14 protein-coding genes are annotated in these 17073 nt (G+C 42.9%); 10 read left to right on the forward strand and 4 right to left on the reverse strand.

The annotated features are described in order from the left end of the window. Window positions 1-61 precede the first annotated feature (61 nt). From HT99x_RS03840 to pnp, 7 genes are all read left to right on the forward strand, one after another. Window positions 62-550, forward strand: coding sequence for a ribosome maturation factor RimP (locus HT99x_RS03840; RefSeq protein WP_075065588.1), 489 nt, complete (start codon window positions 62-64; stop codon window positions 548-550). After that, window positions 547-2061, forward strand: coding sequence for a transcription termination factor NusA (gene nusA / locus HT99x_RS03845; RefSeq protein WP_075065587.1), 1515 nt, complete (start codon window positions 547-549; stop codon window positions 2059-2061). The genes HT99x_RS03840 and nusA overlap by 4 nt, the downstream gene beginning before the upstream one ends. Window positions 2062-2083: 22 nt before the next feature. Then, window positions 2084-4687, forward strand: a complete 2604-nt coding sequence (infB, locus tag HT99x_RS03850; RefSeq protein WP_075065823.1) for a translation initiation factor IF-2 — start codon at window positions 2084-2086, stop codon at window positions 4685-4687. Between the two features lie 101 nt (window positions 4688-4788). Next, on the forward strand, window positions 4789-5157 hold the full coding sequence (gene rbfA / locus HT99x_RS03855; RefSeq protein WP_075065586.1) for a 30S ribosome-binding factor RbfA: 369 nt from the start codon (window positions 4789-4791) through the stop codon (window positions 5155-5157). Continuing rightward, window positions 5147-6055, forward strand: coding sequence for a tRNA pseudouridine(55) synthase TruB (gene truB / locus HT99x_RS03860; RefSeq protein ID WP_235528419.1), 909 nt, complete (start codon window positions 5147-5149; stop codon window positions 6053-6055). Before rbfA ends, truB begins: the two co-directional genes overlap by 11 nt. Window positions 6056-6146: 91 nt before the next feature. Then, the gene (gene rpsO / locus HT99x_RS03865) at window positions 6147-6416 is read left to right on the forward strand and encodes a 30S ribosomal protein S15 (protein WP_075065584.1); all 270 of its coding nucleotides are present in this window, start codon (window positions 6147-6149) and stop codon (window positions 6414-6416) included. 31 nt (window positions 6417-6447) lie between these two features. Next, the gene (gene pnp, locus HT99x_RS03870; RefSeq protein WP_075065583.1) at window positions 6448-8565 is read left to right on the forward strand and encodes a polyribonucleotide nucleotidyltransferase; all 2118 of its coding nucleotides are present in this window, start codon (window positions 6448-6450) and stop codon (window positions 8563-8565) included. Between the two features lie 751 nt (window positions 8566-9316). Here pnp and HT99x_RS03875 read toward each other — a convergent pair. The 3 genes from HT99x_RS03875 to HT99x_RS03885 all read right to left on the reverse strand — a co-directional run bounded on the left by HT99x_RS03875 (window position 9317) and on the right by HT99x_RS03885 (window position 13669). Next, window positions 9317-9844: a hypothetical protein gene (locus tag HT99x_RS03875; protein WP_075065581.1), complete on the reverse strand. Its 528-nt coding sequence runs from the start codon at window positions 9842-9844 to the stop codon at window positions 9317-9319. Window positions 9845-10011: 167 nt separating this feature from the next. Further along, window positions 10012-10779 (reverse strand): hypothetical protein, encoded by a 768-nt coding sequence (locus tag HT99x_RS03880; protein WP_075065580.1) that lies wholly within the window; start codon window positions 10777-10779, stop codon window positions 10012-10014. An 88-nt stretch (window positions 10780-10867) separates the two neighbouring features. Continuing rightward, window positions 10868-13669, reverse strand: coding sequence for a hypothetical protein (locus tag HT99x_RS03885; RefSeq protein ID WP_075065579.1), 2802 nt, complete (start codon window positions 13667-13669; stop codon window positions 10868-10870). 140 nt (window positions 13670-13809) lie between these two features. Here HT99x_RS03885 and HT99x_RS03890 point away from each other — a divergent pair, with 140 nt between their 5' ends. Beyond that, on the forward strand, window positions 13810-14658 hold the full coding sequence (locus HT99x_RS03890) for a hypothetical protein (RefSeq protein WP_075065578.1): 849 nt from the start codon (window positions 13810-13812) through the stop codon (window positions 14656-14658). A gap of 10 nt (window positions 14659-14668) precedes the next feature. Beyond that, complete coding sequence (locus HT99x_RS03895; protein WP_075065577.1) at window positions 14669-15073, forward strand: MAPEG family protein; 405 nt, start codon at window positions 14669-14671, stop codon at window positions 15071-15073. On the opposite strand, the gene HT99x_RS03900 is transcribed toward HT99x_RS03895, so the two are convergent. Continuing rightward, window positions 15054-16316 (reverse strand): diphosphate--fructose-6-phosphate 1-phosphotransferase, encoded by a 1263-nt coding sequence (locus HT99x_RS03900; protein WP_075065576.1) that lies wholly within the window; start codon window positions 16314-16316, stop codon window positions 15054-15056. The two genes, HT99x_RS03895 and HT99x_RS03900, sit on opposite strands and share 20 nt — an antisense overlap. Window positions 16317-16530: 214 nt before the next feature. Here HT99x_RS03900 and HT99x_RS03905 point away from each other — a divergent pair, with 214 nt between their 5' ends. Next, entirely contained in the window at window positions 16531-17073 is a 543-nt protein-coding gene (locus tag HT99x_RS03905; RefSeq protein WP_075065575.1) for a hypothetical protein, read from the forward strand.

Raw genomic sequence — 17073 nt, forward strand, 5'->3', positions numbered from 1 at the left:
GGAAGTGGGCAATGCCCACTTTTTTGTTTGGATAATCGGCATAGGATTTTAAATATAGCGCATGCATCAGCAAACTAAGTGGCATGATCTCATTGGCCCCGTCATTCAGGGCACGCCATTTGAACTGGTGGGTGTAGAATGTGTCGGCGGTGGTAAGCATACCGTTGTTCGCATCTATATGGATAAGCAAGGTGGCATCACCATTGATGACATTGTTGAACTTACCCGTCAAATCAGTGTCATATTCGATGTAGAAGAGCCTATCAAAGGCCAATATACGTTAGAAGTATCGTCTCCAGGAATACAAAGACCTTTATTTCTGCCTGCTCACTTTCAGAATCAAGTGGGCCAAAAAATCACGGTTCGGACCAGTCATGCATTAGGAAACCGACAAAATTTTAAGGGCACTTTAGTAAAAGCTGACGATGAAGGTATCGAAATGGTTGTAGATGAACAAAACATCTCATTTCAATATAACGATATCGACAAAGCAAAAGTCTTACCGGACATTAGTATTGGCAGCCGTAATGAAAAAGAGGCAAAACGATGAACCCAGAAATTCGTTTAGTAGTAGATGCCGTCTCAAATGAGAAGAATGTCCCCAAAGAAATCGTTTTTGAAGCGCTTGAGGCCGCATTAGAATCAGCGAGTAAAAAACGTTATGGTGCGGATTGGGAATTTAAAGTCGTTATTAACCGCATCACTGGCGACTATGAAACTTTTCGTGTTTGGAATGTTATCGATGTCACTGCCCCCAACGAAGACGGTGAAGTCGTTGGCATTATGAATGAAGATGCAGAATTAACCTTAGAAGAAGCACGAGAAAAGAAAGCGGACGCCCAATTAGGTGAGCAAATCTTAGAACCTGTTCCTTCGGTTGAATTTGGTCGTATTGCTGCGCAAACCGCGAAACAAGTCATCATGCAAAGATTACGTGCAGCAAAACGTGATCAAATCGCTGACGAATATCGTGCACGCATTGGTGAACTGGTTGCGGGTACGGTTAAAAAAGTTACCCGTGAAAATATTATTATTGAACTTGGCAATAATGCAGAAGCCTTATTGCGTCGTTCGGACATGTTGCCTCGCGAAATTGTTCGTGTCGGCGATAGAGTACGAGCTTACCTGCAAGATGTGCGTGCCGATCAAAGAGGCCCACAATTAATTATTAGTCGTACTTGCCCAGAAATGCTGATTGAACTCTTTAAGATCGAAGTACCAGAAATTGGTGATGGTTTAATCGAATTAAAAGGGGCAGCACGCGATCCAGGCGCAAGAGCAAAAATTGCTGTCTTGGCTAAAGATAATCGAATCGATCCCATTGGCGCTTGCGTCGGGATGCGAGGCGCTCGAGTACAAGCTGTATCGAGTGAATTAGGTGGTGAACGAGTTGATATCGTTTTGTGGGATGATAATCCTGCGCAATTTGTTATCAATGCGATTGCACCTGCAGAAGTGGCTTCGATCATCATCGATGACGATGCGCGCTCAATGGATGTTATCGTCGCAGATGAACAATTATCTGCGGCAATTGGACGTAGTGGTCAAAACATTCGCTTAGCAAGTCAATTAACCGGTTGGGAGCTGAATGTGATTTCACAAAACCAAGCACAAACACGTGATCAAGAAGAATTTGAAAAATTATCAGAAATGTTTACGCAACTCTTATTAGTTTCACCTGAAATTGCAGCAAACTTAATTGAAGCAGGTTTTACCAGTATTGAAGAAATTGCTTACGTTCCTGCGCAAGAATTAATGGAAGTAGAAGGAATGGATGAAGCTTTACTTGCTCAATTACGTGAGCGCGCTAAAGATTCATTGTTAACAAAAGCTATTGCGGAAGAAGAGCGCTTAAGCGAAAACGCGCCAGCTTCTGATTTGCTTGAAGTTGAAGGCATGGATAAGCATTTAGCCTATACATTAGCAAATAAAGGAATTGTGACCAGAGATGATTTAGCTGAACTATCAGTTGATGATCTGCTGGAAGTAGAAGGGATGGATGAAAATCGTGCAGCAAAATTAATTATGGCTGCGCGTGCTCATTGGTTTATTGAAGAATAACGCGGCACTTGCGGGAGGACCCATGTCTGAGGTAACCGTTGCAGAATATGCTGAGATACTGAAAATTTCACCCAAGTTGTTGCTGCAACAGTTGGAAAGTGCTGGTATCCATTGCGCAGAAGGTTTAAAACATCGTGTGACCGATGAGCAAAAGCAAAAACTTTTAGAAAAGTTGAAAAGCGATCACGGTGAAAAAGATAGTGTAACCGGAGGTGGGGTAACCCAGTTTACGGTGACACGTGAAAGAATTAGCGAATTAAACGTTAAAGTTCCAGGAACTTCGAGTAAAAAAACGGTTAAAGTCGTTACGAAGAAAACACGTAAATTCATTAAACGGCCTGCTACGCCTGAAGGGCAGGATCTCGTTGTTGCTCCAGAAGCTGAATCACAAGAAGTCGTTGCCGATGTGGTAGCAGAAGTCGCTCCTCAAGCGGTAGTGGCAGAAGAAACGATTCAAACAGCGGTAGAAGTTTCAGTACCTGAAATTGTACCTGAACCTATGCCAGTAGCAGCGGCAGCCCCTATAGAAGAATTTGCGGAAGAAAAAGCCGTCGCACCTGCTGCGGTTGCAGAAGAAAAGTCTGCAAAAGCCAAAGAAAGCACCAAAGAAAAAGAACACCATCATCGTCCTGCCGCAGTTGCAAGTGATGATAAGCGCGGCCATGGCAAAGAAAAAGAACGTGACGCCGGTGCTGGTGCTAAAAAGGCGCTCAAGCAGCCAAAAGGCAGCAAGAAGATCCGCGATATTCAAGATGTCGATAGCGATGAAGGCGGTCGTCATAACCGTAAACGACGTTCTAAATTTAAGAAATTTGATGAATCCTCGCCTAAAAAACATGGATTTGAAAAACCTACCGCGCCAGTTATTCGTGAAGTTATTATTCCTGAAACCATTAGCCTTAATGATTTAGCCCAACGTATGTCAGTGAAAGGGGCTGAAGTCATCAAAACCTTAATGAAAATGGGTATGATGGCGACCATTAACCAAGTGGTTGATCAAGATACAGCCGTTTTAGTGTGCGAAGAATTAGGTCATAAAGCCGTTTTACGCAAACAAGATTCGCTCGAAGATAGCATTCAAATTAACTACGAAGGGGATGAGAAACCCAGAGCACCGATTGTAACCATTATGGGCCACGTCGATCATGGTAAAACCTCCTTGCTTGACTATATTCGTCGAACCAAAGTGGCAGCCGGAGAAGCGGGCGGTATTACCCAGCATATCGGTGCTTATCATGTGCAAACCAAACGCGGCATGATCACCTTCTTAGATACCCCAGGTCACGCGGCATTCAGTGCGATGCGTGCTCGCGGTGCTAAATGTACCGACGTTATCGTGTTAGTGGTTGCAGCAGACGATGGAGTGAAACCACAAACCATCGAAGCGATTCAGCACGCTAAAGCGGCTGAAGTGCCCATGATTGTTGCTATCAACAAAGTAGACAAAGACGGTATCGATCTCGATCGCATTAAGAACGAACTGGTGCAACATACCGTTATCCCTGAAGAGTGGGGCGGCGACACCATGTTTGTGCCTGTTTCTGCCAAAGTGGGAACCGGTATTGATGAATTGTTAGAAGGCATTTTATTACAAGCAGAAGTTTTAGAGCTCAAAGCGCACGAAGACTGCCCTGCAAGTGGTTTGGTGATTGAATCACGCCTTGATAAAGGTCGTGGTCCTGTTGCAACCATCTTGGTACAAAACGGTACCTTGAATAAAGGCGATATTGTGATCGCTGGATCGCAATATGGTCGTGTACGCTCGATGTTAGATGAAAATGGTCATCCTGTACAAAGTGCGGGCCCTTCTATTCCAGTAGAAGTATTTGGTTTATCAGGAACACCTGCTGCGGGTGATGAAATGACCGCAGTCTCGGATGAACGTAAAGCTCGAGAAATTGCGTTGTTCCGTCAAGGTAAATACCGTGAAGTGAAAATGGCGAGACAACAAGCTTCTAAACTAGAAGGCTTTATGGATCGCATGCAAGAAACGGGTACCCGCCAGTTAAACATTTTGGTGAAAGCGGACGTTCAAGGTTCGATTGAAGCGTTAACCGAAGTACTCGAAAAATTGTCGAATGAAGAAGTATCCGTCAAGATTGTTGCTAAAGGCGTGGGCGGTTTGAACGAATCCGATGTTAACTTAGCCATCGCTTCTAAAGCGGTTATCGTTGGCTTTAACGTTCGAGCAGACAGCACAGCACGTAAATTAGCGGAACATGAAGGTATCGAGATTCACTACTTTAGTATTATTTACGATGTGATTGATACTATTCGAGCTGCTATCTCTGGTATGGTCGGTCCGAAGTTCAAAGAAGTGATTGTTGGTTTAGCAGAAGTACGCGATGTCTTCCGCTCCAGCAAACTGGGCGCGATTGCCGGTTGTATGGTGGTTGAAGGAACGATTAAACGTAATTTACCTATCCGCGTTTTACGCAATGATGTGGTGATTTACGAAGGTGCTTTGGAATCATTACGTCGCTTTAAAGAAGATGCTGCACAAGTGCGTTCAGGCACCGAGTGTGGTATTGGCGTTAAAAACTACAATGACGTCAAAGTCGGCGATATGATTGAAGTCTACGAAAAAGTAGAAGTGCTAGTTCCCGTCATGGATGCGCGAGACTAAACCGGCATATATTGTCGCCCCAGCGTAGGCTGGGGCCCAGTCAAGAGAAATCCTGGATGCCAGCCTTCGCTGGCATGACGTAGTATAAAATGAGAAGAGTAATGGCAAGAGATTTTAGTCGGACTGACCGAATTGCAGACGTCATGCAAAGAGAATTATCAGTTCTTATTCGTGAAGAATTGAAAGATCCGCGCGTGGGCATGATCACCATTTCAGAAATAAAAGTATCTAAAGATTTGGCTTACGCCAAAGTCTTTGTCAGCGTCATGATGGAAGAAAAAGCCAAAGAAACCTTAGAAGGCTTAAATAAAGCCGCAGGCTTTTTAAGAGGCCAGCTTGCCAGAAAAATGACCATTCGAGTCATGCCACAGCTTTCTTTTGTTTATGATGATACGACCATTAAAGCAAATCGTATTTCACGGTTGATTGATGATGCGATTGCTTCGGATAAAAAAGATAATGAGAGTTGATGGCATCCTTCTGCTGAATAAGCCCACTGGCATTTCTTCTAATAGCGCTCTCCAAAAAACCAAAAGATTACTCAAAGCGGACAAAGCAGGTCATACCGGATGTTTAGATCCCTTGGCCAGTGGAATGTTGCCTATTTGTTTAGGCGAAGCCACGAAGTTTTCCCGGTTTTTTATTGAAGAAGATAAGCAATATACGGTTGAAGTGAGATTAGGGATTACCACCACCACCGGTGATGGTGAAGGGGAAATTGTCACATCACAGCCTGTTCCTGTTTTTGATAGAGCAGAAATCGAAGCCATACTTGAGCGTTTTACTGGAACACAAACTCAGATCCCTCCCATGTATTCTGCGGTTAAGCATAACGGACAACCTCTTTATAAATTAGCCAGACGTGGCATTGAGATCCCGCGAAAATCCAGAACCATTACCATTCATGAATTGGTTTTAACGCACTGCGAACACGAAACCTTCATGATGACAGTAACCTGTAGTAAAGGGACCTATATCCGAACCTTAGTAGAAGATATTGGTAAAGTGTTGGGCTGTGGGGCTTATGTGAAAATGCTGCACAGGCTGTGGGTTGCGCCTTTTCAAAGGCATGAGATGATCTCACTAGAACAGTTGCTGGATTATAATGATTCAGCTGACATTCCTTTGCTCTCTTTGCAAACTATTCTGAGCCAATTATTACCTTCTATCACCTTGGAACCTGAAGCGGCTTTCAAACTTTGTCGCGGTCAGGTGATTCCTTATGAGCATGAAAAAGCGATTGGCGACGTGATGTTACTCGATCCACTTGGTGAATTTATTGGGATCGGGGAAATAGCGACGAATCAATTAGTTCCCAAACGGCTCCTTGCTAAAACCTCAGAGAATAAAGAGTGTGTAAGCGTTTAGCCTGTGATAAAATGCTTGACTTCCTGTGTCCGGCTATCGAGCATGCAGGAATTTAATTAAATAACTTATATAAGATCTATCGGAGTAGATAATGACGTTAACAGTAGAAGCTAAGGCCCAGATTGTTGAAAAATATCAACGTTCTGCTGGCGACACCGGTTCCCCAGAAGTACAGGTGGCTTTGTTGAGTTCCAGAATCTCTTATTTAACAGAGCACTTAAAAACCCATCGTAAAGATGTTCATTCAAGACAAGGGTTGATGAATTTAGTAGCGCGTCGTCGCAAACTGTTAGATTACTTGAAGAAGAATCAACCGACGACTTACAAGAGCCTGATTGAGCGATTAGAACTACGTCGCTAATCCCCCCTTTAAATAACCCAAGGAATTAACCGTGGTTGCATGTTTAAAAACTTTTCAATATGGAAACCATACAGTCAGTCTTGAGACGGGTGTTGTCGCCCGCCAAGCCACTGGTTCTGTCATGGTCAATATGGACGGAACGGTAGTGCTAGTCACTGTCGTTGGTATTAAAGATCAAGAAGTTGAGCGTGACTTTTTTCCCTTAACGGTCAACTATCAAGAAAGAATGTATGCAGCCGGTCGAATTCCCGGCGGGTTTTTTAAGCGTGAAGGTCGTCCTTCTGAAAGTGAAACATTGACTGCGCGCCTAATTGATAGACCATTGCGTCCATTGTTCCCAGCGGGGTTCAATAACGAAGTACAAATCGTTGCGACAGTGATGTCTATTAATCCTGAAATCAATCCAGATATCCCTGCGATGATCGGTGCATCCGCTGCATTGGCTGTTTCTGGGATCCCCTTCAATGGGCCGATTGGTGGTGCGCGCGTTGGTTATGTAAACGGCGAATTTATTTTAAATCCGAGCAACAGCGAAGCGCGTTACTCTGATTTAGATTTAGTCGTTGCTGGTACTTCAACCTCTGTTTTAATGGTTGAATCCGAAGCGAATCAATTATCAGAATCCATCATGTTAGAAGCAGTGATGTTTGGTCATGCGAAAATGCAAATCGTGATTAAAGCGATTGAAGCATTAGCAGCCGAAGCCGGAAAACCTGCTTGGGATTGGCAGCCTCCCGCTCCTAAAACAGACTTGATTGAAAAAGTTCAAGCACAATTTGGTGAAGCTATTGAACAAGGCTATTTGATTGCTGATAAAGCAGCTCGCCAAGATAATTTGAAAGCGTTGAAAAAGAACGCAGTGGCTGCATTGGCAACCGACGAATCTGGCTATACCTCAGCTCAAGTACTGGGTGTCTTTGGTCAAATAGAAGAAACGGTTGTTCGTGGTCGCATTCTACGTGGTGAAGCGCGTATCGATGGTCGTGATACTGAAACGATTCGTCCTATTTCGGTTCAAACCAGCGTATTACCGCGTACTCATGGTTCTGCTTTCTTCACCCGTGGTGAAACACAAGCGGTGGTGGTGGCGACATTGGGTACAGGTCGTGATGCGCAAGTGATTGATAGCGCTGTAGGCGAGAAGAAAGAACCCTTCATGTTGCATTATAACTTCCCTCCTTACTGTGTAGGCGAAGTGGGCATGATTGGTAGTCCAAAGCGTCGTGAAATTGGTCATGGTCGTTTAGCACGTCGTGCGATTCAGCCTGTATTACCTGAAACAACGAAATTCCCTTATGTATTACGCGTTGTTTCTGAAATTACCGAATCTAACGGTTCAAGCTCCATGGCTAGCGTCTGTGGTACCAGTCTTGCATTGATGGATGCAGGCGTTCCATTGAAAGCCCCTGTTGCTGGTATTGCGATGGGCTTGATCAAAGAAGAAGATAAGTTTGCCATTTTGTCTGATATTCTAGGTGATGAAGATCACTTAGGTGATATGGACTTTAAAGTAGCGGGTAGTGAAAACGGCGTTACTGCTTTGCAAATGGATATTAAAATCAACGGCATTACCCGTGAGATTATGGATGCGGCATTGGCGCAAGCGCGTACCGGTCGTTTACATATCTTAGGGATCATGAATAAAGAAATGAGCGGTCCTCGCACCGAAATGTCTGATTATGCTCCACGCGTTTATAGCTTAAAAGTGAATCCGGAAAAGATCCGCGATGTCATTGGTAAGGGTGGCGCGACTATCCGTGCATTAACCGAAGAAATGGGTACCAGCATTGAAGTGAATGATGATGGCACCATTAATATCGTTGCTAACGATAGAGAATCCGGTGAAGCAACTAAACAACGTATTGAATCGATCACCGCTGATGTAGAAGTGAATCAAGTATACGAAGGTAAAGTAGCTCGCATCGTTGATTTTGGTGCATTTGTGACCGTATTACCAGGCAAAGACGGCCTTGTACATATTTCACAAATTTCTCATCAACGTATCGATGATGTCAGCAAAGTACTTTCTGTCGGACAAATTGTTAAAGTGAAAGTGTTAGAGATCGATCGTCAAGGCAGAATTCGCCTTAGCATGAAAGAACTTGAAGCAACCCCTGCACCAGAAGACAATATGTCAGCAAATGTTTAAAAGAAAAGGGTGCTATAAGCACCCTTTTTTTTGCGACACATTATTTGTTTCGCCGCTGCCGCGGCTCTTTTTGCGTGGGAATAAGATAAAATCCATCCGCCCAGCCGGCTAAAGCCGTCCGAGTGACTTCCTTTTACAAAGGAAGCGACTGTCGCTTCGCGACAAAATGAGCGTAGCGAATCATGCGCCCACTTTGTATAAAAGGGGGCCGCTTGTTTGAAAAAACAAGCGGGGGGATTTTTAATTTAATCAATGAAATCCGTCAATAACAATGTATTTATAAACTCCTCGCCGCGAGGATGAAACCAGAATCAAAATAGCGCGTGGCGGTAGCTGCGCCATTTGCTAGCCCCCCATAAAAGCATGAACGTGCGTAAGGCGAGAGTGCTGTGCGACTTCCTTTTACAAAGGAAGCGACTGTCGCTTCGCGACAAAATGAGCGTAGCGAATCATGCGCCCACTTTGTATAAAAGGGGGCCGCTTGTTTGAAAAAACAAGCGGGGGGATTTTTCACTTAATCAATGAAATCCGTCAATAACAATGTATTTATAAACTCCTCGCTGCCGCGAGGAAGAAACCAGAATCAAAATAGCGCGCGGCGGCAGCTGTGCCATTTGCTAGCCCCTATGAAAGCATGAACGTGCGTAAGGCGAGAGTGCTGTAATGGAGGGAAAATAATCATATCAAATAAAAAAACCGCGGAAGCGGTGCAATTAAAAAGAGAGTGCGATAAGCACCCTTTATTTAATCTCTAAAGAATATCGTTCAAGATTCTCGTAGGATTATCTCTGGCTGCATTAATGGATTCATCAAGTTCATCGATAGCAATTTGACGCTTAAGTAGTTGAGCCGCCGCTTTCCCCTTGGGCAGCGTAGCAAAGTGATCGCAACCAAACATATAAGATAGAATAAAATCGGTAGGATGCGCTTTGACATCGCCAATGATTCTTTTTTTATCATTAAATTTGGTTTCTTGTGCTTGATAAAATTGTTCTATATTTTCATTGGTTAAAAAATCGGTTTCAGAATACGGTTGATTTTTTTTATTCAATAGCGTTAGTAATTCTTGAATATACTGTTTTTCTGCACTTAAGTTGATGCCTTTATTGACGCCTAACTGTAATTGCTTTTCAAGCTGGGTAGCGATTTCATATTGGATTTCGTGTGGTAATGTTGCAATTTTTTGATCGACCTGTGACCTGACTATGTCGTTAATTGTCGTTGTGCCTACACAGTAATGGTAGCAATTTAAAAGGGTATTCTGGAAAAATGACAGCATGGCATCGGCCCTTAAATTTCTGAATGGATTTATATTAGCGTTTATATGTTGGTTAGGTAAACAACAGCTGGTGGGCTAAATGGTGCGCTGGTCATTTTTTGTTCAAATATTCGAACATTTAACCAAAAAAGGGTGCTAGGCACCCTCTTTTATCTGCGTGGAGATTCTTAATTAAACCACTGCGCGCTACTGTTACTACCCACGGTGCAGCTTTCTTTTTCGCACTTATCTGGGAAATCTTTTTCGCACATTTCTTTAAATTCTTTAGCATTACGAATGTCTTTGCTTTCAAAACCTTTGGGTAAGCAATTTCCACCATAATAGTGGCCAGACACACGAATTTGACCGATTAAGTAGGTATTATCGCCAACGTGGTACACACCTTTGTCTTTATCTTTGGAATAGCATGAAATATAACATCCAGGCACTTCGGTAAAATCATTTTTAGTTGGGATGATTTTCTCTGTGCTTCCTTTTAAGGCCGTTTTTGAGAATCCTGTTTTTTCACTATAATAAACTTTAAATTCTTCAGGTAGCATCCCTTTATTAGGACCACCAGGTCTTGGGCCTACTTTTTCTGGCGCAGCGACGGAAGTTGTTGCCGCAGGATCGGCGCTAATCGCAGTGGTTTCTGAACCGCTGACGGGTTGACCCGCCGCATTAGAAACCGTTGGGGTAGGGGCTACTGTTGCAGCCGGATCAGCAGAAATCGTGGTGGTATCAGAACCACTCAGTGGTAAACCAGCCGCATTCACGGAGGTAGCAGGTGTTGTTGCATCACTGGGTTTAGCATTTTCAGAAGTCGCTGTCGTTGCTTGTGCGGCTTGCTCCTGGGCTAAATTGCTGTTTGCATTTTCAGTCGTAACAGCAGCGGTAGTGGCTATGACTACCGTGGGTATTGTGGTGGCAAGTAAAATCCATGTTAAACGTTTCATATCATCCCCTCTCTTTCCATAGATAAAGTATCCAAAGACTTTGTAACCTCTTTCTCGGTAGGGTTAGAAAAAGCTTTAGGGCTTCCTGTTATCTGCGTTGAACACTGACTTGATTTTCAGCTTTAACCTTGGGTGTATCAATCAGTTTAGGAAAGGTTTGTTCATCAAATCGAGAATGCGGTTTGCTTAATTCTTCTTTTTTGACTGATTCAAAGGCTTTACTGATGGCTTCCTTTTTTTCAGGAGGCGCCATTGAAAAATCAAATATCGCATTGGGTTTGGCATTTTGAATCGCAATGCGACAAAGCGCTTTTGCCGCAAAATAGAAATCTTTTTCAGTGCAATCTTTTTGCACACTGTATTGTAAATCGTTGGTGGATGTTGTGCTGACATACGCTTTTACTTGTGTATCTGTTTTTGCATTTTTTAAAGGAACAACCACCGCATCTTGAGGATTAAAAGAACCTATTTTAGTCGGTTGTATAGGGCCACTAATATTTAAAGCGGCTTTATTTTCCTCTTTAGCGAGAAAATGCTGCACTTTTTTTAGATTGCCTTCTGCTGTTAGAGCTTGTTCAATCTGTGATGAAGGCACTGAGCTATTGAGGCCGAATTGACTCGTCATCGATCGGCTTCTTTCAGGTTGAGGGAGAGAAGGTTCAACAGAGGGGCCAACGGAAGGTTCTTCATCGAATGCTTTGGGAACGACATCAGGCTGTTTAGCTTTACCTTTTTTTGGTTTGTCTTCTTTAGGTTTATCTGCTTGTCGCAGTCTTTCATGAAAATTATTTCTAGTTTCCTGGGTACGATATGCTAAACCGCGGGCATTGGCGACTTTTTCTTCATTGATTTGTTGGCTTAATTGATTAACTTGGTCTGTGGTAAGATTTTTAGCACAAAACTTACCGTTCTCTTCGGTTAATTGCGCTAAAATCTCAGGCGCTTTTTTGAGGCGATCTCGAATTACATTGAGTTGTCTGTTGTCATCTTCACAAACTAAATCAAAAGTTCCATCGTCATTTTTATTCAATTGCCACGGAATGCGATCGCCGTTTTCAACTCGGATATGATTCAGCTTGACGGTGCCATCGGGCGAAAGCGTGTGCGCATTGTTGGCGGTGAGTTTTTCAAGGTTATCCAATAAATCGATTTGCGTTGGCGTTAAGTGCATACGTTTTTCAAATGTTTTTAAAATGGATTCGTCTGTATCGTTAGCGATTTTCAAGATCCCTGTAAGACGCTTCGCATATTCTTCATATTCCTTTTTTTGTTTGGGATTTTCTGCTGCAAGTTTATAATACTCTGCGATTTGCGTTTCAATTAATTCGAGATCGCCATTCTTTACACCATCTTTAGGATGAGCTTGTAATTTGTCAGCAAAAGCATGATCGTTGCTTTTTCTATATTCGTCAATAATTTTTGCTTTTTCATCATCGTCTAATTTGCCACGCAAAGCGGCTAATAAATAAACCCCTTTCATTTTTTCACGCAGCGGATTGTCATATAAAGCAGAATAGTTGACAAAACGTTTGCGAAAATCTTGAGGGTTGTCAAAGCTAAAATCGTCTTTTAACGTACCAACGATAGGATTTGGCCCTTTATATGCTTTACCGAAATCGATTCCGAAAAATTGTTGTGTATAATTTCCATCGGGGGGATCAATAGGGATAATCGCTTTATTTTGCCCCACTTTACCCATACCATCATTATCCGCCATCGCAAGAAAGGAGAGTAAAGATTCGCCTAAACCGCGAATATTGTCGTTAGAAACATAGTGTCCTTTCTCATATTCTTTCCTGGTAGCGGGGCTGACTTTACCTTCGGGTGAAATTTTTTCAAAACCCGTTGGTTTATCATTTTTATCTTTACCAGTTGCGCGAATGGTATATTCAACACCATCAATGAGGGCTACTTTATGTGGTAATTTACTTTTGCCATCCCATGAGACAATTACGCTATCGAAATTGCTACCGCCCGCTAATTTATTGCTTAAATCAAGACAGCCAGGGCGCCAAGAAACAGCAGTGACCACTTTGGGCGCGCCATTTTGGTAAGTGCCTTGAATGGTATCAATCCCTTGTACATCCATTCCTCTTATTGCTGCTAGCTTGGTGGACAAGCTTTCGACAATGGCATCCGAGTTAACCGAGGTTGTGGAATTATTTTTAATATAGTGTCTGCGCCATAAGGCTAGGGCAACGCCAAAGGCGATACCTGAAAGTCCGCCGGTTGCAAGGACGACGAAGGGATTGGCAAGTCGTTGTAATTTTTTGCCGGTGTTGGTTTTTAATATTTTTTGGGTGCCAGGGCCTGTACCACCCATCACTAATTCACCGTCTTGTTTGATCATATAAGCTTGATTGTTGTTATCACATAATTTTTTGATGTGGGCTGCAAAATGGTCACCTGGTTCAACTTTGCATTCTTTTTTATATTGCTCAAATAATAAGCCGCCCATCCCTTCGTTGACATAGTATGATTGCAAGCCTTTGAGTTCATGATATTTACCAAAGGAAAAAAAGACTTTTTGCATTTCTTTTAGCGAAGCACCATGACGTTTTTTGACATGATTTTGATGTGCCATTAAAAAATCGATTTGTTTATCTTCAGCAAGATTTGCAAAATCGGGATTTTCTTGACGAATTTTATTATAGCAGGCCTGTAAGGGCGTTAAGTTAAGGGAGGAGGGAGCATCATGTTCTGCTTGCAGCGCCACCATTTGGTTTTTAATAAAGTTGCGATAGCCGGGGCTATCGACACTAATGCCAACCATCCCTTCTTCAATGCCTAAGGGTTTATCCATGACATACACGAATCCACCTATCACATCCCCTGGAGCGACTTTGAAAGACTTAACTGGCAATTGCGTTAAATGTCGATCTTTGGGCATGTGATATTCCCCATGTTGCAAGGCATTATCTGTGTTTATTGACTTAATTGATGGTTAGACTTAATAGTGATCAAAAATGTTCCATGACAGGAACGCAGATAAAAAGATTTTATATTTCATAAATCGCTGGATAAAATACGATGATTGGGGGTGAGGATGTGGTTAACAAAGCAATCATTAAATCCTTTTTAGTCATATGCTTAGGATACTGTGTATCTGTATGGGGTGAAACAGATGGACTGGCAAGGCGGCTTTTTGATGCGCATGAAAAAGGGCAAGCCATACCCACGCTTTCTCAAGATGTCACCTTAGATATGGCGGCGGCTTATGCGGTACAAACCGCCTATATTCGAACGTGTCTAGCGAAAGATAAAATTGCAGGCTTTAAGGCCGGTCTGACTTCACAAGATGCCCAAGCCCACTTAGGGATCAATCGCGCGATGATTGGGGTGTTATTAAAAAGTGGCGATATGTCCAATCAATCTTCTATTCCCTTGAAAAAGTTTAAACAATTAATCGTTGAAACCGAGCTTGGCTTTATTACCAATCGCTCTATTAAACGTCCTATTGCGACGATTGCTGAATTACAATCTTATATTGAAAAAATTGTACCGGTGGTTGAATTGTCTGATGTCGGTTTTGACAAAACGCCTGTACTAGCAACCGATTTAGTGGCGGCTAATGCTACCGCTGCAGCTTATATCTATCGCAAAGATTTGAATTGGTATGGTCAAGATGTCAATTCCATTACGGTTAGCTTGTCCCGTGATGGCAAAATTCTCAATCAAGGTCATGGAGATGATGCCTTTGGCGATCAATGGGAGGCCTTGCGCTGGTTAGTCAATCAAGTGATAGCAAATGGTTGGTCGATTGAAAAAGGGAGTTTATTAATTACCGGTGCTTTAGGCGGGATGGTAGCTGGAGCGCCTGGGCATTATCGTGCGCAGTTCAATGACGAAGCAATTTTAGCATTTGATGTAGTTCATTAAGGAATGATGGATGCCAACACTTTATATTACCGGTTTTTATGCCACCTTATTAGCATTCTTTATTATGGTGCTGACTGTGCGCGTGGTGCATTTACGAATTAAATACCGAGTTGGCTTTTTAGATGGAGGCCATGAGGAATTAACCAAAGCCATCCGTGTGCATGGCAATGCAATTGAAACCATCCCCATGGTGCTTATCTTAATGGCTTGTGCAGAAGTCGCAGGCATTTCTTCGTTGGCGTTACATATCGCTGGGATTGCGCTGGTATTAGCCCGAGTGCATCACGCCACGGGATTAACACGCTCTTTAGGGCGTTCTAAAGGACGCACCTATGGCACAATCCTCACCATGTTAGTGATTATTGGCCTAGGTGCATTTAATCTCGTTGTTTTTACTAAATCACTGTTTCCTTGAGTTTCTTTGGAATGGTTTGCAAGGAAAGCTGAATGTATTCAGGCAAGCCATTTTTATAAGGTGGGTAAGCTTCACCGGCGATTAAAGGCTCTAAATATTCACGACAAGCTTGGGTAATGCCATAACCATCTTCGCTGATAAATTCTTTAGGCACTTTTTTCTCAACGTTAGCCACTTTCGATAACGCAACGTCTTCAATGTGCCAACGGTAAGGGCTATGGCTGTCACGTACCACAATTGGCATAACCGCATTTTTACCACTAATGGCTAATTCAACGGCGCTTTTGCCTAATGCATAAGCTTGATCAACGTCATTTTGAGATGCAATATGACGTGCCGCGCGTTGTAAATAATCAGCAACTGCCCAGTGATTTTTAAGATTAAGTTCTGATTTAATGAGCCCTGCAAGGTAAGGTGCAACACCGCCAAGTTGGGCATGGCCGAATGCATCGCGCAAACCCGATTCAGCCAAGAAACGACCGTCAGGATGAGCAACCCCTTCAGAAACCACAATCACACAGTAACCTTTTTGTTTAACTGTGTTTTGAACTTTTTGTAAAAATTCAGCTTGGTTGAAAGCGACTTCAGGAAACAAGATGATATGAGGTGCACCTTGTGCGTGGGGCTGCGCAAGCGCACCCGCTGCTGCGATCCAACCGGTATGACGACCCATCACTTCTAAAATAAAGACCTTGGTTGAGCTTGCTGCCATGGATGCAACATCCAGGCTTGCTTCAAAAGTAGAGACTGCGACATATTTAGCTACAGAACCAAATCCAGGGCAGCTATCGGTAAAAGGTAAATCGTTATCAACGGTTTTAGGAATACCGATGCAGGTGATAGGGTGACCCATCTCAAGACTTAATTGGGAAACTTTGTTGGCTGTATCTTGTGAATCGCCACCACCGTTATAGAAGAAATAGCCAATGTTGTGTGCTTCAAAAACCGCAATTAAACGCTCATATTCGGCTTGGTTTTCTTTTAAGCCTTTCAACTTATAGCGGCAAGAGCCAAAAGCACCGGCAGGAGTGTGGCGCAAAGCAGCAATATCAGCAGCAGAAATCAGGCTGGTATCGATTAATTCTTCATTGAGCGCGCCCAAAATACCATTTTTACCAGCAAATACCTTGCCGATTTTTTCTGGATGGAGTCTGGCAGTTTCGATAACGCCAGCAGCAGAAGCGTTGATGACGGAAGTGACACCACCGGATTGTGCGTAGAAAGCATTTTTGGGAGCGTTCATGTTGTTTTACCTTATTAACCAAGCCACAGATTTACCCCATTGCATGGCTATTTCATCATGCGATGGGGAATTTGAAATATCACATCTTCGTTGACGAGTGGTATACTCAAATCGGTCAAATTTTACGCCGGAGTTTATATGAAACATCTGCTCTTGGCGAGGTAATAGTCCTGATGACGATGACTATAAAAAAATAAGTTGGTTTTATAAATATATGAATGTAATCGCTGTTTTTTACCAAACACTCCATGCGCTAGGCCAGATATGTCTTTTTCGTGCAAAACCAACGGCATTGCCGTATTCCTGGTTTATGTTGGCGTTGTTTATTGCTTTGGATTTTGTGCTCAATGTTTATCATCTTGGACAATTAAAAGCACAAATTTCTGCGGATATCCCTTTAGTGGAACGTTCTATAGGGGCAATGTTATCGATTTTTGCATTAGTGGCGATAACGTATTCTATGTTATTGAAGCGAAATTTGGCTTCAAGACTGCATAAATTTTTATTAGCCATTTTTGGCACAGAGTTAATGTTAACGGGATTAGCACAGCTACTGTTTAGTATAACGGGTTCAGAAGCGGTCCCCACCTTACAGCTTATATTAACGATTTGGCGTTTAGCTGTGCAAATACAGATCATTCAATCCACATTTGAGGCAAAATTACCCCAAGCTATCCTACTGTTGCTTGGGATTATTTTGGCAGCATCGTTACCATTGTGGTTCATCATCGGAATGAATTTACCACCACAGCCTTAA

It is taken from the genome of Candidatus Berkiella aquae, from assembly GCF_001431295.2.
GTDB classification, from domain to species: Bacteria; Pseudomonadota; Gammaproteobacteria; order Berkiellales; family Berkiellaceae; genus Berkiella; species Berkiella aquae.